The sequence below is a fragment of the Stenotrophomonas sp. GSD10 genome (assembly GCF_056172695.1).
Map to the genome: position 1 here is coordinate 194,085 of NZ_JAOCMC010000002.1, position 22,670 is coordinate 216,754.

Below are 22,670 nucleotides of genomic sequence, written 5' to 3' on the forward strand. Positions count from 1 at the left end.
GAAACGGCCGACGCCCGTTGCCAGCACGGTGTCGGCTTGACGACAATGGCCGTGAACCGACAACCGGTACGGCCTCCCCAATGAAACGACTTAGCTTCGCACGAATGCGCCATGTCCTGTATGTGATGGCGTTTGCATTCGCACTGTCTGCCCCCGCCTGGGCGCAGGACGCCGCCCTGGAACTGGCGCAGGCCCGGCAGGCGGTGGACAAGGCCACCCAGGCCGATGCCGACCAGTACGCCCCGGACCTGATCGGCCTGGCCCGCCAGGGCCTGGAGCAGGCCCAGCGTGCCGCCGCCGACCGCCGCGAGCGCAAGAACGCCCCGGCGATGGCCCTGCGTGCCGCTGCCGACGCCGACCTGGCGCGTGTGCGCAGCGAGGAAGCCACGGCCACCGCCCAGCTGCAGCTGCGCCGCAACGAGGTCAACCAGCTGCAGCGCCAGCTGTCGACCGGGGAGGACCGCCGATGAAGCCGATGACTGCCGCAACCCTGGCCGCGCTGCTGGCGCTGCTGGCGCTGCCGTCGCTGGCCATGGCCGCCGACAACCCGATGGTGGCGCAGCTGAGCCAGCGCCTGATGGTCATCCAGGCCAACCCGGACACCGCCGAGCTGGGCGCCTTCGAGCGCATGCAGGCGCAGCAGGCCATCGCCACCCTGGACAAGGCCAAGCGCCGCGATCAGGAGCTGGCCACCTACCTGGCCGAGCGCCGGGTGGAGATTGCCGAGACCGCCGTGCGCACCGCCCTGGCCGCGCGCGAGGTTGACCGTCTGGAGCGGACCCGCAGCGACCTGCTGATCGAGGCCAGCCGCCGCGATGCTGCCCGTGCCCGCCAGGAAGCCGAGCAGCTGCGCATGCAGGCGCAGATGCAGGCCGAGGAGGCCGAGCGCCTGCGCCAGGCCGCCGAGGCCGAGACCCTGGCCCGCCAGGATGCCGAGAATGCCCTGACCAGCGTGGCCGGCAAGCAGCAGCAGCGGCTCAGCGCCGCCCAGCAGAACGCGGCCAAGCTGGCCCGCGAAGAAGCCGAGCTGGTGTCCGGGCAGAAGCTGCCCGGGTCGAAGTTCGACGGCCGTGGCGAGGTCTTCACCTTCACTGGTGATGCCTTCGCCGCCGGTGCCTCCAGCCTGTCCGGCGGCGCCCGCAACCAGGCAAAGGCGCTGGCCGAATACCTGAACATCGGCAAGAAGGGCCGCCTGCGCATCGAGGCCTATGACAGCGCCAACGGCGTCGGCCAGAAGCGGGCCGAAGCGCTGCGCGACGCACTGGTCGCGGCCGGTGTCGCAAGCAACCGCATCCAGCTCAGTGGCAAGAAGGCGGCCTCCACCCGGGCGCGCTCGGCCGAGGTCATCATCGCCCCGTAATTGCTTGATATTGTTTGTTTTTCGTTGCAATGAGCATTCAGCCTGAACCCCGCCCCGGCGGGGTTCGGTCTTTTGCCGCAGGGGCTTGAACCCCGCCCGGAGCAGGCGTAGGGTCAATCGTCCGGGACGCAATGCTGCGGACCGGACGATGGGAGGGCCGGGCCGATGCAAGCAGGGCGCGAACCGCAGCAGATCGACGTGCGCAGGCCAGTGCCGCAGGTCGTTGCAGGCGTCCAGGTGGCCATCGACCGGCGCTCCTCCATGAACAACGCCCCGTGCCTTGCGGCCGGGGCGTTCGTGTATCTGTCGAAGGAGGTCCATCATGTTTGAAGATCAGCCCCAGAGCGAGATCGACGCACGTCGTGCGCGGGATCCGGAGTTCAGGGCACTCCATGACCAGCACCGCAAGTTGAACAAGAAGTGCATGGATGCGGAGTTGGGTGTACTCCCGATCGATGATGTCACCCTGGGTCGCATGAAGCGCGAGAAGCTGCTGGCCAAGCAACGACTTCTGCGAATGTACGCAACACCGCTCTCAGCACCATCCCCCACGCTTTGACGCACCCCGTCACGCCCGGAACGGCGTGGCCCGGCCATTGATGGCCCCGCCAGGCGCTCCTGCCCTGGCATCGCGGCACCGCCGATGAGGCGGCCGCGCCAAGGCACCACAGGCCGTGGTGCCTTGGCCTGCAGGCACAACTCACCGATGCGGGCGGTACCGGTCTCCTCGTCGATCCGGGGCCGTCCGCATCCCTTTTCCGGGCAGGATGCGGGCGCCCGCGCGCCGACCTGACTTTCCGCGCCATCCGTCGGATAATCATCGGTCCGGCCCTGTGTGGCGCGAATCGAAAGTCCTCCGAATGCCCATCCATTCCTCCGTCCTCGAACTCATCGGCCAGACCCCGATCGTCAAGGCCCAGCGCCTGGATACCGGTGTCTGCGAGCTCTACCTGAAGCTCGAAAGCGCCAACCCGGGCGGATCGATCAAGGATCGCATCGGCCTGTCGATGATCGAAGCGGCGGAGCAGCGCGGCGAGCTGAAGCCCGGCGCCACCCTGGTGGAGGGCACCGCCGGCAACACCGGCCTGGGCCTGGCGCTGGTGGCCCAGCAGAAGGGCTACAAACTGATCCTGGTCGTTCCCGACAAAATGAGCCGGGAAAAGATCTTCAACCTGAAGGCGATGGGCGCCGAGGTGCGCCTGACCCGTTCAGACGTGGCCAAGGGCCACCCGGAGTACTACCAGGATCTGGCCAAGACCATCGCCGAGCAGACCCCCGGCGCGTACTTCATCAACCAGTTCGGCAACCCGGACAATCCGGCCGCGCACGAATTCGGCACCGGCCCGGAAATCCTGGAGCAGATGGGCGGCGATCTCGACGCCATCGTATTCGGCTGTGGCAGTTCGGGCACCATGACCGGCCTGTCGCGGGCCTTCGCCAAGCTGTCGCCGAAGACCGAACTGGTGCTGGCCGACCCGGTGGGCTCGATCCTGGCCGAGTACATCAACGACGGCACGCTCAACGACAAGTCGGGCAGCTGGCTGGTGGAGGGCATCGGCGAGGATTTCCTGCCGTCGATCTCCGATTTCAGCCGGGTGAAGAAGGCCTACGCCATCACCGATGCGGAAAGCTTCCATACGGCCCGCGAACTGCTGGGCAAGGAAGGCATCCTGGGCGGTTCGTCCACCGGCACCCTGCTGGCCGCCGGCCTGAAGTACTGCCGCGAGCAGACCACGCCGAAGAAGGTGCTGGTGCTGGTGCCCGATACCGGCAACAAGTACCTGTCCAAGATGTACAACGACTACTGGATGCTGGACAACGGCTTCCTGCAGCGCCCGCAGCACGGCGATCTGCGCGACCTGATCCTGCGCCCCTACGGCCAGCGCGACACCGTGGTGATCGGCCCGAACGATCTGCTGACCACCGCCTACCAGCGCATGAAGCTGTACGACGTGTCGCAGCTGCCGGTGATGGACGGCGACCAGCTGGTCGGCATCGTCGATGAAAGCGACGTGCTGCTGCACGTCTACGGCGACGAAGCGCGCTTCCGCGACTCGGTGGCCACCGCGATGGTCAGCAAGCTGGACCGGTTGGACGTCAAATCGCCGATCGAAGCGCTGCTGCCGGTGTTCGACCGCGGGCAGGTGGCGATCGTGATGGACGGCGACGCCTTCCTGGGCCTGATCACCCGCATCGACCTGCTGAACTATCTGCGCCGTCGCGTGCAATAAGCCGCTGATCGCCGACATTCGCCACTGAATCCCGGTTTATCTGCGTCAAAGGTCGTTAAGGCCGCGCTGATAGACTCCCGATCCTTTGACGGCGCCGCCTGCCGGCGCCCACCAGGAAAGAACATGTCCAACGCTACTTCCCAGGATCGCGCCCTGGCCCTGGCTACCCTGGCCATCCACGGCGGCCAGTCGCCGGACCCGAGCACCGGCGCAGTGATGCCGCCGATCTACGCCACTTCGACCTACGCCCAGTCCAGCCCGGGCGAGCACCAGGGCTTCGAGTACTCGCGTACGCACAACCCGACCCGCTTCGCCTATGAGCGGTGCGTGGCGTCGCTGGAAGGCGGCACCCGCGGCTTCGCCTTCGCCTCGGGCATGGCGGCCAGCTCGACCGTGATCGAACTGCTGGACGCCGGCAGCCACGTGGTGGCGATGGACGATATCTACGGCGGCAGCTTCCGCCTGTTCGAGCGCGTGCGCCGCCGCACCGCCGGGCTGGATTTCAGCTTCGTCGACCTGACCGATCTGGCGGCCTTCGAAGCGGCCATCACGCCGAAAACGAAGATGGTGTGGATCGAGACCCCGACCAACCCGATGCTGAAGATCGTGGACATCGCTGCGGTGACCGCCATCGCCAAGCGCCGTGGCCTGATCGTGGTGGTCGACAACACCTTCGCCTCGCCGATGCTGCAGCGTCCGCTGGAACTGGGCGCCGACCTGGTGCTGCATTCGGCCACCAAGTACCTCAACGGCCACTCGGACATGGTCGGCGGCATGGTGGTGGTCGGCGACAACGCCGAACTGGCCGAACAGATGGCCTTCCTGCAGAACTCGGTGGGTGGCGTGCAGGGCCCGTTCGACAGCTTCCTGGCCCTGCGTGGCCTGAAGACCCTGCCGTTGCGCATGAAGGCGCACTGCGCCAACGCGCTGGCCCTGGCGCAGTGGCTGGACAAGCACCCGGCGGTGGAGAAGGTGATCTACCCGGGCCTGCCGTCGCACCCGCAGCACGAGCTGGCCGGCAAGCAGATGGCCGGCTACGGCGGCATCGTCTCGATCGTGCTCAAGGGCGGTTTCGAAGCGGCCAAGCGCTTCTGCGAGAAGACCGAGCTGTTCACCCTGGCCGAGTCGCTGGGCGGCGTGGAAAGCCTGGTCAATCACCCGGCGGTGATGACCCATGCCTCCATTCCGGTCGCGCGCCGCGAGCAGCTGGGCATCAGCGATGCGCTGGTGCGCCTGAGCGTGGGCGTGGAAGACCTGGGTGATCTTCAGGTGGATCTGGAACGCGCACTGTCGGCAGGGAACCGCTGATTCATGCAGAAGCACGCCAATCTCCTGTTCCTGTTCCGCCAGCTGCTGGGGCGTGAGTTGGCAGCACGGTACCGCACCACCACGTTGGGTGTTCTGTGGCTGGTGCTGCAACCGTTGCTGATGTTGTGCGTGTACACGCTGGTGTTCAGTGGTGTGTTCAAGGCGCGATGGGCGGGGGCCGAATCCACCGGCGACTTCGCCCTGATGCTGTTTGCGGGCCTGGTGCCGTTCACGCTGCTGTCCGAAGTGCTGATCACCGCACCGGGGATCATCGCCGGGCAACCCAACTTCGTGAAGAAGGTGGTCTTCCCGCTGCCGGTGCTGTCGATCGTGAAGGTGGCCGCAGCGCTGACCACCGCCGGCATCGGCCTGACCATCCTGCTGGTCGCGCAGACCTGGCAGTCGGGGCTGCCGTCGGCGTGGGCGCTGGCCTCGCCGCTGATCCTGCTGGAAATGACCCCCATGCTGCTTGCGATCGCCTGGTCGCTGTCGGCGCTGGGAGTCTATCTGCGCGACATCAGCCAGTTCGTCGGCATCCTCAGCAGCGTGCTGCTGTTCCTCAGCCCGATCTTCTTCCCGGCGCATGCCATGCCCGAGGCGGCGCGGGGCCTGGTGTTCTTCAACCCGCTGGTCACGCCCATCGAACAGCTGCGCGCGGTGACGGTGCAGAACTCGGCGCCCGATCTGGCCGCGCTGTTGCCGCACTTCCTGCTTTCCGTGGTGGCGGCGATGCTGGCCTACGCGCTCTTCCGTCGCCTCTCGCGCGGCTTCTCGGACGTCCTATGAACAACCCGCAGACCACCACGATGCATGGCTCACCCGACGCGGCCATCGAAGTGGTGGGCGTGACCAAGGACTATCCGGTCTACGCCAACCCGCGCGAGCGCCTGCTGTCGCTGCTCAAGCCTTCCGGTGACCGTGCCAGCCGCACCTTCCGTGCGCTGGATGGCATCAACCTGGTTGTGCCGAAGGGCGAAACGGTCGGCATCATTGGCCGCAACGGCGCCGGCAAATCGACCCTGCTGCAGATCCTGTGCGGCACGGTGCGCCCGACCTCCGGCTCGGTCAGCATCCGCGGGCGCTTTGCCGCACTGCTCGAACTGGGGGCCGGCTTCAATCCGGATTTCTCCGGCCGCGACAACGTGTACCTGAGCGCCTCGCTGCTGGGCCTGAGCCGCAAGGAAGTGGACGACAAGCTGCAGTCGATCATCGACTTCGCCGATATCGGCGATTTCTTCGACCGGCCGGTCAAGACCTATTCCAGTGGCATGTACGTGCGCCTGGCGTTCTCGGTGGCCATCCACACCGAGCCGGATGTGCTGATCATCGACGAAGCGCTGTCGGTGGGTGACATCCGCTTCCAGATGAAATGCCTTGCGCGCATCGAACAGATCCGTGCACGCGGCGCCACCATCCTGTTCGTGTCGCATTCGCTCGAGCAGGTCAAGCGCTTCTGCCAGACCGCGCTGTGGCTGGAAGGCGGCAAGGTCAAGCTGCACGGTGAAGCCAGCTTCGTGGCCGACCGTTTCCGCGACTACGAACTGGGCAAGGACCTGGCCGTGGCGCAGGACGCCGAAGTGCGCCAGGCACCCGCCCCGGGCAGCATTCCCGCGCATCTTGAAACGGTTGCACTGAGCACCGACATGCTGGCGCCGTTCGAGCCGCTGACGGTGGACATCAGCTATACCGTCGGCGATGAGACGGTCGATGGCCTGCTGCTCGGCGTAGCGATCAAGGGCATGGATGGCCTGCATATCTTTGGCCCCAACACCTATCTTGAGCGGGTGGTGATTCCCACCTCGCGCGGCTCGCACCGCGTCAGCTACTGCATCCCGTCGATGACCCTGCTGACCGGCAGCTACCGCGTTGACGTGGGACTGTTCACCGACAAGGGCCTGGTCTGCCTGGACTACCTGTCCGAAGCCAGTGTCTTCACCGTGGCCGCGCCCTACTTCAGTGAGGGCGTGGTCTATATCCCGCATGAGTGGAAGGTCCATGACCCCGACGCTGCTTGAAATTCCCTTTGACCATTACCAGCGCTACGGTGCGGCCACGCATCTGCTGCAGGCGCTGGATCTGCCCGCGCCGCGGGTGCTGGAAGTAGGGGCCAACCGTCAGCGTCTGCTCGGGCAGTTCCTGCCGCAGGCAACGTTCCTGTACACCGACCTGCATGCCGAAGGGGACGAGAAGGACTTCGTGGTGGCCGACGCCACCGCGCTGCCGTTCCCGGAGCAGGGCTTCGACGCCGTGGTGTCGCTGGATGTGCTCGAGCATATTCCCGCGCCGCTGCGTGCCAAGGCCGCGGCCGAGATGGCGCGTGTCGCCGGCCGTGCGGTCATCGTCGGCTTCCCGCCGGACCAGCCGTGGGTGCGCGACGCTGAAGTGGATGCGAATGGCCGCTGGCATGAGCTGTTCGGCGAGGACTACGTCTGGCTGCAGGAGCACAAGGAATTCGGCCTGGTCGACACCGCCGAGATCGTGGCTGCGTTTGAGAGTGCCGGCATGACGGTGCTGCGCTTCGGCCAGGGCAATGCCGCATTGTGGTCCAGCCTGATGGGCGCACACTTCATCAAGGTGAGGTTCCCCGAGCTGGAGCCGCTGGTCAGCGCCGCCGACCGTCTCTACAACAGCCGGGTGTTCGCTGGCGACCACAGCGACCAGCCTTACCGCGAATACTGCGTGGCCGTGCGCCTGCCCAGCGATGCAGCGCGCCTGCAGGCCAACCCGCCGTTCCGTGCCGACCTCGACGCGGAAGCGACTGCGCTGCTGAGCGGTCTCGCCGGCGGCTTGCGTGAGCTGGCGGTACGTACCGCCAATTCCGAGAAGGAATGGGAATCCACGGCGCGGATGCTGGATGCCTATATCGCCGATCTTGCCGTGGCCAAGCGCGAGTGGGGCGCCACCGCCGCCTATGCGCAGCAGCTGCAGCAGGGCAAGGACGAGGCCGATGCCGGGTGGATCGCCCGCCATGCCCAATGGCAGCAGCGCGAGCAGGAGCTGCAGGCGCGTGTGGCCGATGAGCTGCAGCAGTTGCAGAGTGCCCAGGCCCGCATGGCGGAACTGGTGGACGCCGCCGAGGCCGCCCGCCTGCAGGCACGGGATGTGGAGCGCGAGCTCGAGCAGCGCCTGCAGCAGCGCACGGCGGACTACCAGCGCTCGCGCCGCAAGTGGAAAGCCGCCATGGTGGTGTTGGCGCTGGGCAGCCTGGTCATTGGCGCGCTGGTGGGTTGGGCCGTGTCTTGAAGCGATGGGGCAACCGGGAAGTGACCGTACTGAATCAACGAGGTAATGCCTGATGTCCAAGATGGGTAATCTGCTTCGCGGAATCTACTGGAGCATTCGTCGCGCACAGGGGCAGGGTGTCTCTGTCGGCACCATCCTCTCGGCCCTGGCGCGCGCCGCACGCCGGGGGCCGAAGCATCTGGCCCGGTCGATTCTTGCCTATGCCAATGGATCGCACACGGCAGCAGCGACCACGCCGCCGGACGTCTACGCCGAATGGCTGCGCCAGCAGGCACCGGCCGCAGTTCCGGCCGACGCCGGCCTGATCAGCATCGTCATGCCGGTGTGCAACACGCCGGAGGTGTTCCTGCGCGAGGCCGTGGCCAGCGTCGAAGCGCAGACCTACCCGAACTGGGAGCTGTGCATCCACGACGACGCATCCGATCAACCGCATGTGGCACGCGTGCTGGGCGAACTGTCGCAGCGCCTGCCGAACCTGCGGGTTTCGCGCTCAAGCGAACGGCAGGGCATTGCGGCCACGACCAACGCGGCGGTCGCACTGGCCAAGGGGCGCTGGATCACCTTCCTCGACCATGACGACCTGCTGGAGCCGGATGCACTGGCGGCGGTGGTTGCCTGCCATGTGGCCACCTCGGCCGGGGTCGTGTATACCGACCACGACGTGCTGGGCGAAGATGGCCGCCTTCGCCATCCCTACTTCAAGCCCGACTGGAACCTGGACCTGTTCCTGTCGCAGATGTACCTGGGTCATCTGGTCAGCTTCGATGCCGCGCTGGTGGCGCAGCTGGGCGGGCTGCGCAGCGACTGCGATGGCTCGCAGGACTACGATCTGGTGCTTCGCTGTGCCGCTGCCGGCGCCACCATCGCCCATGTGCCCAAGGTGCTCTATCACTGGCGCGCGCACGCCGGTTCCACTGCGGCCAATGCCGGCTCCAAGCCCTACGCGCACCACGCCGGCCGCCGCGCGCTGCAGCAGCATGTGCAGGCGGCCCACCCCGGGGCGCAGGTGGACGATGGCGAGCAGCTGTTCTGCTACGACGTGCGCTACCCGTACGCAGACAAGGGGCCTCTGGCCAGCATCATCATTCCCACCCGCGACGGCCTGGACCTGCTGCGCACCTGCGTGGAATCGCTGTACGCCAAGACCGACTACCGTGCGTTCGAGATCATCGTGGTCGACAATGGCTCAACCCAGGCCGAAACGCTGCAGTGGCTGGAGGCGATGTCCCGCCGCGAAAGCTTTCGGGTGATCCGCGCCGATGTGCCGTTCAACTGGTCTGCACTGAACAACCTGGCGGCGCGCGAAGCGCAGGGCGAGGTGCTGGTGTTCCTCAACAACGACACCGAGATCATCGATGGCCAGTGGTTGCAGCGGCTTGCCGAGAATGCGCTGCGGCCGGACGTGGGCGTGTGCGGCCCGTTGCTGCTGTACGGCGATCGCACCATCCAGCACGCCGGCGTGGTGATCGGCATGGGCGGCTGGGCCGACCATGTATTCAAGGGTGAAACGCCGGTGCACAACCAGAACCTGTTCGTTTCCCCGGTACTGCAGCGCCAGGTGCTTGCGGTCACCGGCGCCTGCATGGTGGTGGCGCGTGACACGTTCGCGTCACTGGGCGGGTTCGATGAAACCTTCATCGTCTGCGGCAGCGATGTGGAGCTGTGCCTGCGCGCGCATGCGCGTGGCCTGGCCACTGTGTACGTCGCACGTTCGGTGATGATCCACCACGAATCCAAGACGCGTGATCCGCGTGCGATTCCGGAAAGCGACTTCGTGCGCTCGGCCGAGGCGTACTCGCCGTATCGCGAAGAAGGCGATCCGTTCTTCAGCCCGAATCTGGATTACATGGCGTCTTCGCCGCGCCTGCGCGGAGGCGTGCAATGAGCCGTCTGGGTCACCTGCTGCGGCGCATTGCCGCGCGCCTGGATGCGAGCGCTCCCGGTGTGCCCACGCCCAACACCCACGTTGCCGAGATCACCCCCTGTACCCCCGGCATGACCCCTGGGAGGGCAAGCGGCTGAATCTGGTGCTGCCATCGATCAACAAGCAGCATTACTTCGGCGGTATCCATACCGCCGTGCTGATCTACCGCGAACTGTGCCGCTACTTCCCCGCATCGCGGATCATTCTGGTTGACAGTTCGCCGGATGAAGAAGCGCTTTCGCGCTTCTCCGACCACGTGCTGGTGCCTGCGGACCAGACCTCCACGGCGATGCGGCAGATCGTGCCGTTCAGCGATCGCTACCAGAAGACCCTGCCGGTGGCCGGTGAGGACATCTGGGTGGCCACCGCCTGGTGGACGGCGTATGCCGCACAGCGCATGTCGCAATGGCAGGGCGACCACGGCGGCATTGATCGCCCGATGATCTATCTCATCCAGGACTTCGAGCCCGGGTTCTATGCCTGGTCGAGCCAGTACGCGCTGTCGCTGAGCACGTATCGCCCTGCGCGCGACATCGGCATCTTCAACACGGCCCTGCTTGCCGGGTTCTTCGAGCAGCATGGCCTGCAGTACGAGAAGCGTTCGGTGTTCGAACCGGTTCTGCATGACGGGCTGCGTCCAGCGCTGCAGCAGGTGCGTGATGCGGCTGTTCCCCGCCAGCGCCGCATCGTTGTCTATGCGCGCCCGGGCACCCCGCGCAATGCGTTCGAGCTGATCTGCGAGGGCCTTCGCCTGTGGGGCTGGAAGGACCCGCGCGCGGGGCAGTGGGAAGTGGCGGCGCCGGGTGAACTGCAGGCCGATCTGGATCTGGGCCCGTTCGCGTTGAAGGCGCTCGGCAAGCTGGATATCGATGCGTACGCCCGGTTGCTGTCGACCTCGGCGATCGGCCTGTCGTTGATGGTCTCGCCGCACCCCAGTTACCCGCCGCTGGAAATGGCCGCGTTCGGCATGGAGGTGCTGACCAACCGCTATGACAACAAGCGGCTGGACCAGACCGTGGCCAACGTCCATTCGCTCGACAGCATGACCCCCGAGGCGATCTGTGCAGGGCTTGTGGCGCTGGTGGATGCGTTCGAACAGCGTGGCATGATGCAGAGTGCCGTTGCCGGAAGCGATCACGCCCTGCTCGGCCAGGGGGAGTTCGGCCGAATTGCCAGCGACGTGCACAGCCGCGTGCTGGCAGACGGCTGACTACATGTTCGCCAGCGCAGGGAACGGGCCAAACCATGGCGTGCTGGGGCGCAGCCGCGGCAGGTGGGTGGCCGCCGGCGTCCTGATCTTCATCCTGCTCTGCTCGCGCAGTGTTTCCCAGTTCCAGTTCGTCATTCTGCTGGCGGTCTCCCTGTTGTCCATGGGGTGGTTCGGTGACCGGGTACTGGCATGGCTGGGGTTGGCAAGGACCGCGATGGGGTCTGGCCTGTTCCTGAAGGCCTGGCTGGGCCAGTTCGCACTGCTGCTGGTCTGGCTGGTTTCGGCTCCCTGACCTGGGCCTGGACGACACAGGCCCACCTGCCGTTGGGCCTGCCGTTGCTGGTGATGGCGGCGCTGTCGATCAGCCTGCTGGCGCATCGAACGCAGGCACGCCGGTTTGTGCGCAGCCTGGTGCCCTCATCCGGTGGTTCTTCGCTGCCGAGCCTGCTGGGCGTGTTCGCCCTGGTCGCCACCGCCGCGCTGTACTCGCGGCGTGCCGGCGCGCTGGGCCTTGATACCCACCAGCATATTGCCTTCACAACGGCCATGTACGAAGCGGGCTATCCGCTGCTGACCGCCGGCGGCACCGCCTGGCTGGAGAAGTACCCGAAGCTGCTGCATGTGTTGGCCTCGCTGTGGGCCTGGCCCGGCATGGGTCATCACCTGGGGCCGTTCCTGAAGGTGCAACCGGCTCTGCAGGCAACCCTGGCCGTGGTCGGGCTGACCGAGCTGGTGTGGGGGCGCTTGCGCTCAGGGGGCCTGTCGCCGGCGCTGTCGATGGCCGGTGGTGTGGTGCTGCTGGCGGGCCTGGGCGCGCTCATGCTGCGCGGAACCACGTACTTCTATCCCGTGGCAGACCTCAACAGCACCGGGCGCCTGAGTGCGCTGGCGGTGCTGTTGCTGCCCGCCCTGGCGGCCACCCTGCACGGGATGGCGCGGAACCGGCGCAGCGCCGCGTTCTGCTGGGCCGCGCTGCCCTTTGCCGGGGCCATGGCGGTCAAGCTCAATCCTTCACTGGCAGTGGCCTACGTGGGTTTCTCCGTGCCGCTGTTCGTCTGCGTCGCGGTGTTGCCGTGGGTGTACACGCGCGGTCTGTCCCTGCGCCTGCTGATGCCGCTGCTGGGTCTGTTCACCGGAACGGTGGCCGGTGTTGTGCTGCTGCTGGCTGATCCTTACTACCTCCAGCTTGTGGCAGAAGCCGTGCCGCAGGTGCACGCGGGGCTGCAGCAGTTGCTGGGGCTGCGCCTGTACATGCCACCTTCGGTTCCACTGGTGGAGGGTTCACTGCCGGAGGCGCTTCGAGCTGCAGTGATGTGGGAGCTCTGGCACGGCCCCCAGCCGGCGCCCTGGACGCAGTGGATGCCCGCTTCCAGCCAGTTCCTGTGGCGCGCCATCCATCCGCTGGGACATGCGCTGGCGCTCGCCAGCATTGCAACGGGCCTGGCAGCGCTGCTCTGGCGGCGCTGGGCCGCGGAAAGCCGGTGCCTGCTGGTGTCGATTCTGGGGTGGCAGATTGGCTTGCTGCTCTCGGTGCTGTGTGCGCAGCGGCTTGCCAACATCGTCCTGCTCGCGCTGGGCCACAGTTCGCTGGAAGCAAGCCTGCTGAGCACCTACTCGCAGCGCTACATCGATCTGCTGGGCATGTATGCGCTGCTCATCCAGTCGATGCTGGCACTGGCGTCGCTGTTGCTGCTGCTGGACGCGGTAGGCGTGGGCCTTCGCCTGCGTGCCCTGCCCAAGGCCAGCCTGCGCCGCGCCACCGCCGTTGTGGTCGCCCTGGGGGCCCTGGCCTTTGCCTTGGTGCCACCGCCCGCACCACGGGCCAGGACCATGGGCTGGCCCTATCCGGTGGACGAAACGCAGGTGCGGGCGTTCCAGCAGGCCGAGGCGCGCTTGCCGGCCGATGCGGTTGTGCTGGTACCGGCCTACTCGGTCATGCTCAACGGGCGCGAAGACTGGGTGCTGCCCTCGGCCAGCGTCGCGCCCTATCTTCCGTTCGGCCACCATGACTATCTGTTCAACGTCCGACTGGGTGCCGGTTATCCGTTCACCGCGCGTGATCTCCGGCAGCTGCTCTGCAGCAACAAGCCCGCCGCAGCGCGTCAGCAGCTGCGCCGGCTTGGGGTGACCCATGTGCTGATCGATCGCTCCGGCCGCGCAACCGATCGTGACCTGCTGGAAACACGGCTGTGCATGACCGAGCTCGGCAGGCTGGGCCTGAGTGTGCAGGATGCGATTGCCGCACCGGGCGACCTCTTCTTCTATCCTCTGCAACCATGACCGCTGCTCTCTCGCCCGACTCCCCCAGGCCGCTGCCTGCGCACTGCGCATCGCGGTGATCATCCCCTGCTACAAGGTTACCCGCCACATTCGGGATGTGCTGGCAGCGATCGGCCCCGAGGTGACGGCCATCTACTGCGTGGACGATGCGTGCCCCGAGGCGTCGGGTGATTTCATCCAATCGCACACCGTTGATGCCCGGGTACGGGTGTTGCGCCATGCGCGGAACAAGGGCGTCGGCGGTGCGGTGGTGACCGGCTACCGGGCTGCCATTGCCGACGGCATGGAGATCCTGGTCAAAGTGGACGGCGACGGGCAGATGGATCCGCGACTGCTGCCACTGTTCGTGACCCCGATCGCGCGCGGGCAGGCCGACTATGCCAAAGGCAACCGCTTCTGGGATCTGGGCCAGATCAGCCGCATGCCCTGGCTCCGTCGCCTGGGCAACCTGGGGCTTTCCTTCCTGGCCAAAGCATCCACCGGCTACTGGGACCTGTTCGATCCCACCAATGGATACACCGCCATCCATGCCGCGGTCGCCGCGCGCCTGCCGCTGGCAAAGCTCAGCGAGCGCTACTTCTTCGAAACCGACCTGCTGTTCCGGCTCAACGCCGTGCGTGCGGTGGTGGTGGACGTGCCGATGGACGCGCACTACGGCGAAGAGGTCAGCAACCTCAGTGTAGGCAAGGTGCTGGGCGAGTTTGCCCTGAAGCACGCACGCAACTTCGCCAAGCGCATCAGCTACAACTATTTCCTGCGCGACCTGTCGGTGGCATCGCTGCAGCTGGTGGCCGGTGTCGTGCTGTTGCTCGGCGGCGGTGCCTACGGCGCTGTTCGCTGGTTCGAACTATCCGCGGCGGGGCTGGCAGCCCCCGTGGGTACGGTGGTGCTGCCTGCCATGGCCATTCTCAGTGGACTCCAGCTGATCCTGGCCTTCCTCAACTACGACATCGCGCTTCGCCCGCGCGATGTCCTGCACACCGGCTGCCGCCACTGGTGTCAGACCAGGTGCGGCAGCGCGATATGGGTGAATGAAGCGGCTGACAGTACAAACAGCAGCAGCGCCACAGCGGTGAACAGGACCCGACCCCATTGCGATTCACCGGTGCGCATGAACAGCGGCACCATCATCACCACCAGGCCCATCACATAGCGCCCCTGCGGCTGGAAATCATAGGTCCAGCTGTGCAGGAACGAGGCCAGTACCAGTGCCAGCCCGCAGCCGACACTGGTGATGGCCAGGGCAGGGAGAGCGTGCGGGTGCCCAGTCCCCAGCCAAGCGCGAGCACCAGCACCCCGAGCACGCACCAGCCGACGAACCGATAGGCGTCCTCGGTGTCGAAGTACTCCATGTAGCCATAGACGCCAAAGAAGCTGCGGAACGTTCCCACGTGCCACTCCTTCGGTGCGTCGAGCAGTTGCCCGATCTGCACGCCCTTCTCCTGCAGCTTGAACCCGGAGACCTCTGCGGACAGCGTGCGGGTCACCGAGGGCTTGAATGCGGGCTCGGCGAAGCGCTCGCGCTGCTGTTCGATCAGTGCGGTCTTGCCTGGGCCGTCGCGGTGCTTGTAGGCATCGGCGGCGATCCACGGCAGGGCCACCGCCGCCGACAGTGCGAGGGTCAGACAGATGCGCCCGATCGCCGCGCGGCTGTGGGACTCGCGCAGCAGGACCCAGGCTGCATAGACGCAGTAGAGCAGCGACAGGCCGGCCATGATGCCCACCACCGTGAGCAGGGAAGAGCCCGCCGCAGCAGCCAGCCCCGCGCCGGCGCCGTTGGCGGCAACGCCGGCCAGCAGCAGCACCACCAGGGACAAAGCCAGCAGGGCGCGCAGTCGCAGCGCGACGACCGACATCGACAACGCGATGAACGCTGCGACCGGCCAGTAGTTCTTCTTCGACAGAAGCAACAGGCCCAGGCAGGTGCAGAACACCAGCAGATGCCCCAGCGTGGCTGCATCGAAGGGCCCGCGGCGCTGCAGGAAGCGCTGCAATGGGCCCTCGGGCATCAGTGCGATCACCGTGGCCAGCATGCCCAGCGCGAACGGCAGTGCATCGCCATTGAAATAGGAGAACACGTACCAGAGCTGTGGCGTGATCAACAGCGGGATGTAGCTGCCCGCGGCGCGCGGATCACCACCAGGCCAACGAGCATCAGCGCAAACAGCGCCAGATTGAACGCGCGGTAGGACAGCATCACATCCAGGCCCAGCTCGCCAAAGATCCGTGAGGTCTTGGCGGCGAACAGGTAGACGACGTTCCATTCGGAAAGATAGGTCACGCCATACGGACTGCTGGTGAAGCTGGTTGCCAGGTCCGGTGCATCCATGCGCGGCGGCGCCCAATGGTGCTGGAAGTACCCCGCATCGGCATCGTGCAGCAGCTCATCGGGGTGCACCGAACGGCCCGACGTCGGCGAGAACATCGACAGCGCGGTGCACAGCCCGAGCACGATCAATGCCAATGCCAGCAGCGGCATGGGCCGGCGCAGGAACTGCAGACTGATGGCCACCAGCAGGCTCAACCAGAATGCCCACCACAGCAGGTTCCAGGTAGCCGGTGCCACGCCGGAGTTGCTCTGCATCGGCACCGCCAGCGGGATCGCCAGCTGCGGGTCGGTGGCATCGGCGGCGATCAGGAACCGAGCCTGTTCCGGGTCGGCACTGCTATCGCGTGCCATCTGCACGCCTTCCAGCTGCAGCGGGTCGGCGAGCGTCTGCCGTTCGCGGCCGCCGAAGCCAACCGCCCCGATGTGCGTGAAGACGATGGGTGCTGCGCCGGGATCAGGGTCCATCCGGACGCCGTGCAGCGTGCCGCGTGGCAGCTCGTAGCGCAGTTCGGTTGGGCCGGTCTGATAGCGCTTGACCGTGGACAGGGCCTCGGAGAGTCCCTGCCCCATGTCGAAATAGACCTGCAGCCGCCCGGGCTGGGCGCTCTCCAGGTCAATGACCAGCACCTGCCGGTTGTAGGGCACGACCAGCAGGATCAGCAGCAACAGACCCGCTACCAGCAGCATCAGCCCTTGCAGGCGACGGTGCACGGACAGGCCGGCGTACCAGGCGGGCAAGCCCTTGAGCAGCTCCCGGGCTTCGCGTGCTGCTGAACTGGCCGGTTGATTCATGCGAGCACGTCGTCGGCAGCTGCGAAGATCGCCTCAAGGTGCTCTTCCACGCCCACCCACAGCGGCATGCGCACCAGCCGCTCACTGAGCGCGTCGGTATTGTGCAGCTCGCCATGGGTACGGCCGGCCTGCAGGCCGGCAGGTGCCGAATGCAGCGGGATGTAATGGAAAACGGTCTGCACGCCGCGGTTTTTCATCTCCGAGATGAAGCGGGTGCGCGCGTCGAGGTCGGGCAGCAGCATGTAGAACATGTGCGCGTTGTGCTGGCAGTCGGCCGGCACGATCGGACGGCGCAGCCGGCCAGCCGCTTCATGCGGCGCGGCCCATTGCTGGTAACGGTCCCAGATGGCCAGGCGGCGCGCGGTGATCTGGTCTGCTTCTTCGATCTGCGCGCAGAGGAACGCGGCGGTGATCTCGCCGGGCAGGAAGGAGGATCCGACGTCCACCCAGGTGTACTTGTCGACCTGGCCGCGGAAGAAGCGGCTGCGGTTGGTTCCCTTCTCGCGCAGGATCTCCGCGCGTTCGCCGAACCGGGCGTCTCGGCAGAGCAGGGCGCCGCCTTCACCTGAAATGATGTTCTTGGTTTCGTGGAAGCTGAGGGCCCCCAGTTCGCCAATCGTGCCCAGTGGCCGCCCCTTGTAGGTGGACATGATGGCCTGTGCGGCATCTTCGACGATGGCCAGGCCGTGGCGGGCGGCGATGTCCAGCAGGCTGTCCATTTCGCAGGCGACACCGGCATAGTGCACAACGCAGATGGCGCGGGTGCGCGGCGTGATCGCGGCCTCCACCAGGCGCTCGTCCAGGTTCAGCGTGTCCTCGCGGATGTCCACGAACACCGGCACCGCCCCTCGCAGTACGAATGCGTTGGCGGTGGACACGAAGGTATAGGACGGCATGATGACTTCGTCACCGGGCTGCAGGTCGAGCAGCAGCGCGGCCATTTCCAGTGCCGCCGTGCAGCTGTGGGTCAGCAGGGCCCGCTGCGCCCCGGTGCGCTGTTCAAGCCAGGCGTGGCTGCGCTTGGTGAACTGGCCGTCGCCGGACAGGTGGCCGTTGGCGTGCGCCTGCGCAATGTGCCAGAGCTCACGACCGGTCATGAAGGGCTTGTTGAAGGGAATCAAGAGTGTGCCTCGCAGGGTGGGCGTTGTAATGGTGTCAGGCGACCGATCGTGACAGCACGACCACACCCAGCATGATGATCAGCGTTCCGGCGATCTTGTATCCATCCAGCTGCTCACGGAAGATCACGCTGGCAAACAGCGCAACCAGGAAGAAGTTGATCGCCATGTACGGGTAGGCCCGGCTGATCGGCATCTTGCTGATGGCCGCCATCCAGCACAGCGATGCACCGAAGGCCGCCGCAAAGGCGGAAATGACCCATGGCTTGAGCAGCAGTTGCAGCACGTTCAACGGCTGCAGCGGCGCGGAAAGCAGGTGGCCGTGGATGCCCACCTGCCATTTCAGGATCAGCTGGCCGTAGACCGTCAGCATGATCGTCAACGCGATGAAGAGGTAGCTCATCGTCTCAGTTCCCAGGCAGGGTGATCTTGCGGGTCAGCACGTCCAGCAGATCGGTGCCGTCCCAGACCGGATGGAAGTCGAGTGCGCGGCCGAAGGGCACGATGCGGTCGATGGCGCGATTGCCGAGCCGATCAAGCAGCCTGATCAGCGATTCCCGCGCGAAACCCTGCACGACCAGCGTCTGGTCGCGATCGTCCAGTTGTGGCGCAAGAGCTTCCAGTGCGTCCAACTGGACGTCCACCACCAGGCCGTGGCCGCTCTGCAGTTCGCGCAGGTTGCCATCAGCGCGGGTGGCGTCCAGGGTAAGGGGATAGCTGCCCAGGAAAGAGCCGGAATGCAGGTCGTCCGAGGAGAGTGCAGCCATCAGGTGGGCATCGGTCACCCGGGCCATCATCGCCGCAGGTTCATCTGCGACCACGCCGGACTGCGAGCGTACTGCAGGCCAGAACCGCGCACGCGCGGCCTGCACGATGTCCTGCGCGCCAACCCAGTACAGGGTGCGGGGTGAGGAGCACGCCTGCTGGCCGAACCAGAGAACATCGTTGATGAACCGGTGGGCGAGCTGCTGCAGGTCCGCATCGCTGCTCTGCAGTACATGCGCGGCATCAATGGCGGCGACACCGAAACGATCCGGGAAGGCCAGTTCAACGGCCAACGGCGCCAGCGGCAGGGAACGAATCTTGGCCACCGTCGCATCGCCGCCCCAGATGATCCGCGCATGGCAGCTGCGGGAGATCAACGTGGTCACCGCATCATCATGCGGATAGGTCAGCAGCACGCTGCGCTGCAGGACGTCGGCATGCAGCCCTTCGTCGCGCATGGCGTGCAGGATCGAGACCAGTGCTTCGCGCTGCGGGCTGTGCTTCTGCGACAGGCGGGCAACGTTGCGATTGCCGGCCAGTACGGACATCAGCCAGGCATAGGCGAACAACACATCGACGTTGGCCGGCGCAAGATGGAACACCAGGCCACGCGCCAGCAGATGTTCGGTGGCCGGTGCCAGCAGGCGCCGCGACAGCTGCTCCTGCGCCGCCGGGCGGAACCAGTGTGCCAGCGTCGCCAGTTCGGGATGCTCGCGCAGTACCGGCAGCGCGAATACACGTCGTGCGAAATCGGCGACGAACGCACGCGCCTCCGCGCTGAAGGGTGACAGCGGCGGCAGGCTGGCCAGGCGCGCCAGCTGATCCGGCAGCGCTGCGTCGGCGTCCATGGAAAACAGGATCTGGGTCATGCGCGGGGTACCGTTCGTGTGTCACTGCAGCCGCGCACTTCAACGTTCTTGATGCGGCCCAGTACGCTGAAATGCTTTCCGAGTCGACCGCAGGGGCAATCGTCCTCGCCGTGGATCACGCCCAGGTCTTCGGTGAGCAGGCTGTGCCCGGGGTAGCTGCCAGGCAACAGGCTCAGGACCTGCACGGCACCTGCGGTTCCATTGGCCGTTGGGCTGAGATCCTGCAGGTCACGGATGATCACATCGGCATAAGCCGGTGCATGAAGATGACCGTGCTCGCACTCGAAGAAGATCGAGCCGACCTGCTCGACCATGCCGTAATAGTTGTGGACGCGATCAATACCGAAGGTGCTGGAGAGCGAGGCCTTGTACGCGGCATTGTCCACCTTCTGTTCGTCCATCTTCTTCCAGCCGCCGCCATGCACCAGCATGCTGCCTTCCGGAAAGCGCAGCGTTACGCCGTCGCGCGCGGCAGCCTGGACAAAGGACTGCCAGACGATGAAGGTGAAGCCGAACAGCAGCACCGGTTCGTCCGGCGCCTTGGCCAGCCAGCTCTCCAGTGCTGCCCAATCAGGCTGCAGCTGCTCATCGAGCAGGTACAGATGGTCGCGGCCGAAGTTGGAGAAGCCCAGGATGCCGGCCGCACGTGCGTTGAAGCGGCTGCGATCGCGCAGGAACGAGTCGTCGTCGACCACCAGCATGCGCATCCGGCGGTTGCCGGCAAAGTGGGAGAAGATCCGCGTCAGGGCGCGGGTCTGCGCGCGCGCAGTTTCCGCATCGAGGAAGATCCTGGAAACGGCAGCGCCGGTGGTGCCGCTGGAAACCAGCGTACGCAGCACCTGGTCGTCGGCGACGCTCTTCAGGTCGAGCTGCTTGAACAGCCGGACCGGCAGCCAGGGCAGCGATTCCAGCGAGTCCGCCTGGCCGCCGCGCCACAGCGCATCGAGCATGGCGCGGTAGGGCGGGCAGGACCGGTGGTGATGCCGGGTGAGCGACTGCAGGCCATCCAGCAGCCATTCGCGCTTGGCCTGGCGGCCCAGCCCATAGACCTCCGCTTCCAGCGCAGCCGCTGCCAGCGAACTGTCCGTGCCTGCGTTCATTGACGTGCTCCTTGCGCGGCAAGCTGCCGCAGCGACAGGTAGTCGATCTTGCCGCTGGACAGCAGCGGCAGCGAATCCAGATGGATGCAGCGGACAAAGCCGCCGAACAGCTTGTAGCGCGCCTGCACCAGCTGGCGGACGGTGTCCTGCGCGGCCGGCGCATCGCCATGGCTGAACACCACCAGATCGTCGTCATTGCCCGAGCAGGCGATCTGACGGCCGAGCGCGGCCGACAGCATCGCTTCGACTTCATCGAGATTGACGCGGTTGCCGGAGATCTTCAGGAACCGTTTGGCGCGCCCGGTGATGTAATGGAACCCTTCGTCATCGACACGGGCCAGATCGCCCGTGCGAAGCAGGCCGTGCAGTTCGTCGGGGTGCGCAAGCTCTTCGCGCGAGGTGGCATAGCCCATCATGACATTGGGCCCCTCGTAGACCAGTTCGCTGCTTTCCGCATCGACCTGCATCCGACCGCCGGGCACCGGAATGCCGATGCTGCCGATCTTGTCCAGAAGGCGCTCGGAGGGAACGTAGCTGATGCGCGGGGAGGCCTCGGTCTGGCCGTACATGACGAAGAACTGCAGGCCATGGTCCCTGGCGGATTCGGCAAAATGCTGGACCAGTTCGTCGCGCAGGCGGCCACCGGCCTGGGTCAGCATGCGCAGGCTGGGCAACTGCAGGCGGGCAAGGCCCATGCGGCGCAGTATTTCGTAGGTGGCCGGAACCCCGGACAGGGAGGTGACCGCGTTGCCACGTGCGGCTTCCCAGAACTCGCGGGTCATCAGGCTGTCTTCGCTCAGCACCACGCAGCCACCGCAGCCCAGATGGCTGTTGAGGATGGACATGCCGAACGAATAGGCCAACGGCAATGTGGTGATGGCGCGGTCGTCCGGACCCAGGCCGAGATAGGCAACGATCGATGCCGTGTTCGCGGCCAGGCCCTGCGCGGACAACCGCACCAGCTTGGACGAACCAGTACTGCCCGATGTGCTCAGCAGCAGCGCAAGGTCGCCATGCGGCGATGGGAACGTGACCTGGTTTTCGCGCAGGTGGATGCCCAGCGTGCCGGCGGCATGCACCGTCCGGTATCCCGCAGGCGCCGGGCCCGGCATGGCAACCCAGTCCGGCGCGTACTGCGCCAGCAACGCGTCCAGCAGCCCGGGGTCGACATCGGGTTGGATCAGCAGGGGCACCTGGCGGGTACTGCGCAGGGCACCCAGATAAAGCGCGACTGCATCGATCGTGCTGGGCATTGCCAGCACGCCCATCCCGCGCCCGGCGGGCAGGTGCATGGCCAGGGTATCGGCCAGCACGCCCAGCTGGTCATAGCTGAGCGTCCGTGTTCCCTCGATGAGCGCAGTGCGATTGCCGTGCGCCAACTGCCAGAACTGCATTCAGACCACCATCTGTCCGTCGATGCCGATGATCTGGCCGGTGATGTAGGCGGAGCTGTCGCCGAGCAGGAACGCGACCAGCTCGGCCACTTCGCGCGGCGTGCCTGCGCGGCCCATGCCGATCGATTCCACCCGCTTGGCGTGGGCAGCCTGCGGCATGGCGCGGGTCATGTCGGTATCGATGAAACCCGGCGAGATCGCGTTCACGCGAATGCCCTTGGCAGCCAGTTCCTTCGACGCAGACCGGGTCGCGCCGACCAGTGCCGCCTTGCTGGCCGAGTACAGGCTCAAACCTGCTGCGCCATTGACGCCCATGATCGAGACCAGGTTGACGATGCTGCCCGTTCGGGACCGCGCCATCATCCGGCTTGCATACTGCATCATCATCAACGGCGCTTTGACATTCACCGCCAGCACGCGGTCGATGTCTTCGGCACGGATCATGCCCAGCAGCCCTTCGTGCAGGACCCCGGCGTTGTTCACCAGCCCATCCAGGCGGCCGAACTGGCTGAATATCTGTTTGAACACGGCGGCCACCGCGTCGACGTCGGCCAGATCGATGGCCGCGACCATCGGTTCCGGTGCCCCCTGCGCGGTGACCTCGGCGGCGAGCGCGCGCAGCGCCTCGTCATCGCGGGCGACAATCACCAGCTGGACGTGCTGTGCTGCCAGCCGATCGCAGATGGCCCGGCCGATGCCGCGTGAGGCCCCGGTAACCAGGACGACGGGAGCGTGGGTGCCGGTCAT

22 protein-coding genes and 1 pseudogene are annotated in these 22,670 nt (G+C 66.3%); 15 read left to right on the forward strand and 8 right to left on the reverse strand.

Annotated elements, in window-relative coordinates:
- Positions 1 to 104: 104 nt before the first annotated feature.
- The 15 genes and pseudogenes from N4G47_RS01015 (at position 105) to N4G47_RS01085 (ending at position 14,709) form a co-directional block, all read left to right on the forward strand.
- Entirely contained in the window at positions 105 to 470 is a 366-nt protein-coding gene (locus N4G47_RS01015; RefSeq protein WP_057496724.1) for a DUF4398 domain-containing protein, read from the forward strand.
- A complete protein-coding gene (locus tag N4G47_RS01020) occupies positions 467 to 1,360 on the forward strand; it encodes an OmpA family protein (RefSeq protein WP_475284678.1) in 894 nt (297 codons plus the stop codon). The genes N4G47_RS01015 and N4G47_RS01020 overlap by 4 nt, the downstream gene beginning before the upstream one ends.
- A 322-nt stretch (positions 1,361 to 1,682) precedes the next feature.
- Complete coding sequence (locus tag N4G47_RS01025; RefSeq protein ID WP_057496722.1) at positions 1,683 to 1,919, forward strand: HP1242/YdcH family protein; 237 nt, start codon at positions 1,683 to 1,685, stop codon at positions 1,917 to 1,919.
- A gap of 301 nt (positions 1,920 to 2,220) precedes the next feature.
- Entirely contained in the window at positions 2,221 to 3,591 is a 1,371-nt protein-coding gene (locus N4G47_RS01030) for a pyridoxal-phosphate dependent enzyme (protein ID WP_107232235.1), read from the forward strand.
- Positions 3,592 to 3,714: 123 nt separating this feature from the next.
- Positions 3,715 to 4,899: a cystathionine gamma-synthase gene (locus N4G47_RS01035; RefSeq protein ID WP_475284681.1), complete on the forward strand. Its 1,185-nt coding sequence runs from the start codon at positions 3,715 to 3,717 to the stop codon at positions 4,897 to 4,899.
- A 3-nt stretch (positions 4,900 to 4,902) separates the two neighbouring features.
- Entirely contained in the window at positions 4,903 to 5,685 is a 783-nt protein-coding gene (locus N4G47_RS01040) for an ABC transporter permease (RefSeq protein WP_249842011.1), read from the forward strand.
- 20 nt (positions 5,686 to 5,705) lie between these two features.
- Positions 5,706 to 6,914, forward strand: coding sequence for an ABC transporter ATP-binding protein (locus N4G47_RS01045; RefSeq protein WP_475289871.1), 1,209 nt, complete (start codon positions 5,706 to 5,708; stop codon positions 6,912 to 6,914).
- A pseudogene (locus N4G47_RS01050) lies at positions 6,895 to 7,161 on the forward strand (class I SAM-dependent methyltransferase); the annotation flags it as partial. The gene N4G47_RS01045 and the pseudogene N4G47_RS01050, both read left to right, overlap by 20 nt.
- Before the next feature lie 48 nt (positions 7,162 to 7,209).
- Positions 7,210 to 8,142 carry a wsae gene (locus N4G47_RS01055; protein WP_475289872.1) on the forward strand — a complete coding sequence of 311 codons (933 nt, stop codon included), beginning with the start codon at positions 7,210 to 7,212 and terminating at the stop codon, positions 8,140 to 8,142.
- Between the two features lie 52 nt (positions 8,143 to 8,194).
- A complete protein-coding gene (locus tag N4G47_RS01060) occupies positions 8,195 to 10,027 on the forward strand; it encodes a glycosyltransferase family 2 protein (RefSeq protein ID WP_475284684.1) in 1,833 nt (610 codons plus the stop codon).
- A complete protein-coding gene (locus tag N4G47_RS01065; protein ID WP_475284685.1) occupies positions 10,024 to 10,164 on the forward strand; it encodes a hypothetical protein in 141 nt (46 codons plus the stop codon). The genes N4G47_RS01060 and N4G47_RS01065 overlap by 4 nt, the downstream gene beginning before the upstream one ends.
- Before the next feature lie 5 nt (positions 10,165 to 10,169).
- On the forward strand, positions 10,170 to 11,276 hold the full coding sequence (locus N4G47_RS01070; protein WP_475284687.1) for a rhamnosyltransferase WsaF family glycosyltransferase: 1,107 nt from the start codon (positions 10,170 to 10,172) through the stop codon (positions 11,274 to 11,276).
- Between the two features lie 67 nt (positions 11,277 to 11,343).
- The gene (locus tag N4G47_RS01075; protein ID WP_475284689.1) at positions 11,344 to 11,568 is read left to right on the forward strand and encodes a hypothetical protein; all 225 of its coding nucleotides are present in this window, start codon (positions 11,344 to 11,346) and stop codon (positions 11,566 to 11,568) included.
- A 32-nt stretch (positions 11,569 to 11,600) separates the two neighbouring features.
- Positions 11,601 to 13,556, forward strand: coding sequence for a hypothetical protein (locus tag N4G47_RS01080; protein WP_475284691.1), 1,956 nt, complete (start codon positions 11,601 to 11,603; stop codon positions 13,554 to 13,556).
- Positions 13,557 to 13,611: 55 nt separating this feature from the next.
- Positions 13,612 to 14,709 carry a glycosyltransferase family 2 protein gene (locus N4G47_RS01085; protein WP_475284693.1) on the forward strand — a complete coding sequence of 366 codons (1,098 nt, stop codon included), beginning with the start codon at positions 13,612 to 13,614 and terminating at the stop codon, positions 14,707 to 14,709.
- Here N4G47_RS01085 and N4G47_RS01090 read toward each other — a convergent pair.
- From N4G47_RS01090 to N4G47_RS01125, 8 genes are read right to left on the reverse strand one after another with little or no spacing between them, the layout of a single operon-like run.
- On the reverse strand, positions 14,702 to 15,658 hold the full coding sequence (locus tag N4G47_RS01090; RefSeq protein WP_475284695.1) for a hypothetical protein: 957 nt from the start codon (positions 15,656 to 15,658) through the stop codon (positions 14,702 to 14,704). The two genes, N4G47_RS01085 and N4G47_RS01090, sit on opposite strands and share 8 nt — an antisense overlap.
- Entirely contained in the window at positions 15,655 to 16,677 is a 1,023-nt protein-coding gene (locus N4G47_RS01095; protein WP_475284697.1) for a hypothetical protein, read from the reverse strand. Before N4G47_RS01095 ends, N4G47_RS01090 begins: the two co-directional genes overlap by 4 nt.
- Complete coding sequence (gene rffA / locus N4G47_RS01100; protein WP_279919831.1) at positions 16,674 to 17,798, reverse strand: dTDP-4-amino-4,6-dideoxygalactose transaminase; 1,125 nt, start codon at positions 17,796 to 17,798, stop codon at positions 16,674 to 16,676. The genes N4G47_RS01095 and rffA overlap by 4 nt, the downstream gene beginning before the upstream one ends.
- Positions 17,799 to 17,832: 34 nt before the next feature.
- Positions 17,833 to 18,198 (reverse strand): EamA family transporter, encoded by a 366-nt coding sequence (locus N4G47_RS01105; protein WP_249842005.1) that lies wholly within the window; start codon positions 18,196 to 18,198, stop codon positions 17,833 to 17,835.
- A 4-nt stretch (positions 18,199 to 18,202) separates the two neighbouring features.
- Complete coding sequence (locus N4G47_RS01110; RefSeq protein WP_475284700.1) at positions 18,203 to 19,429, reverse strand: acyl-CoA reductase; 1,227 nt, start codon at positions 19,427 to 19,429, stop codon at positions 18,203 to 18,205.
- Positions 19,426 to 20,529 (reverse strand): LuxE/PaaK family acyltransferase, encoded by a 1,104-nt coding sequence (locus N4G47_RS01115; RefSeq protein WP_475284702.1) that lies wholly within the window; start codon positions 20,527 to 20,529, stop codon positions 19,426 to 19,428. The genes N4G47_RS01110 and N4G47_RS01115 overlap by 4 nt, the downstream gene beginning before the upstream one ends.
- Positions 20,526 to 21,923: an AMP-binding protein gene (locus N4G47_RS01120; RefSeq protein ID WP_475284704.1), complete on the reverse strand. Its 1,398-nt coding sequence runs from the start codon at positions 21,921 to 21,923 to the stop codon at positions 20,526 to 20,528. Before N4G47_RS01120 ends, N4G47_RS01115 begins: the two co-directional genes overlap by 4 nt.
- Positions 21,924 to 22,670, reverse strand: coding sequence for an SDR family NAD(P)-dependent oxidoreductase (locus tag N4G47_RS01125; protein WP_475284706.1), 747 nt, complete (start codon positions 22,668 to 22,670; stop codon positions 21,924 to 21,926).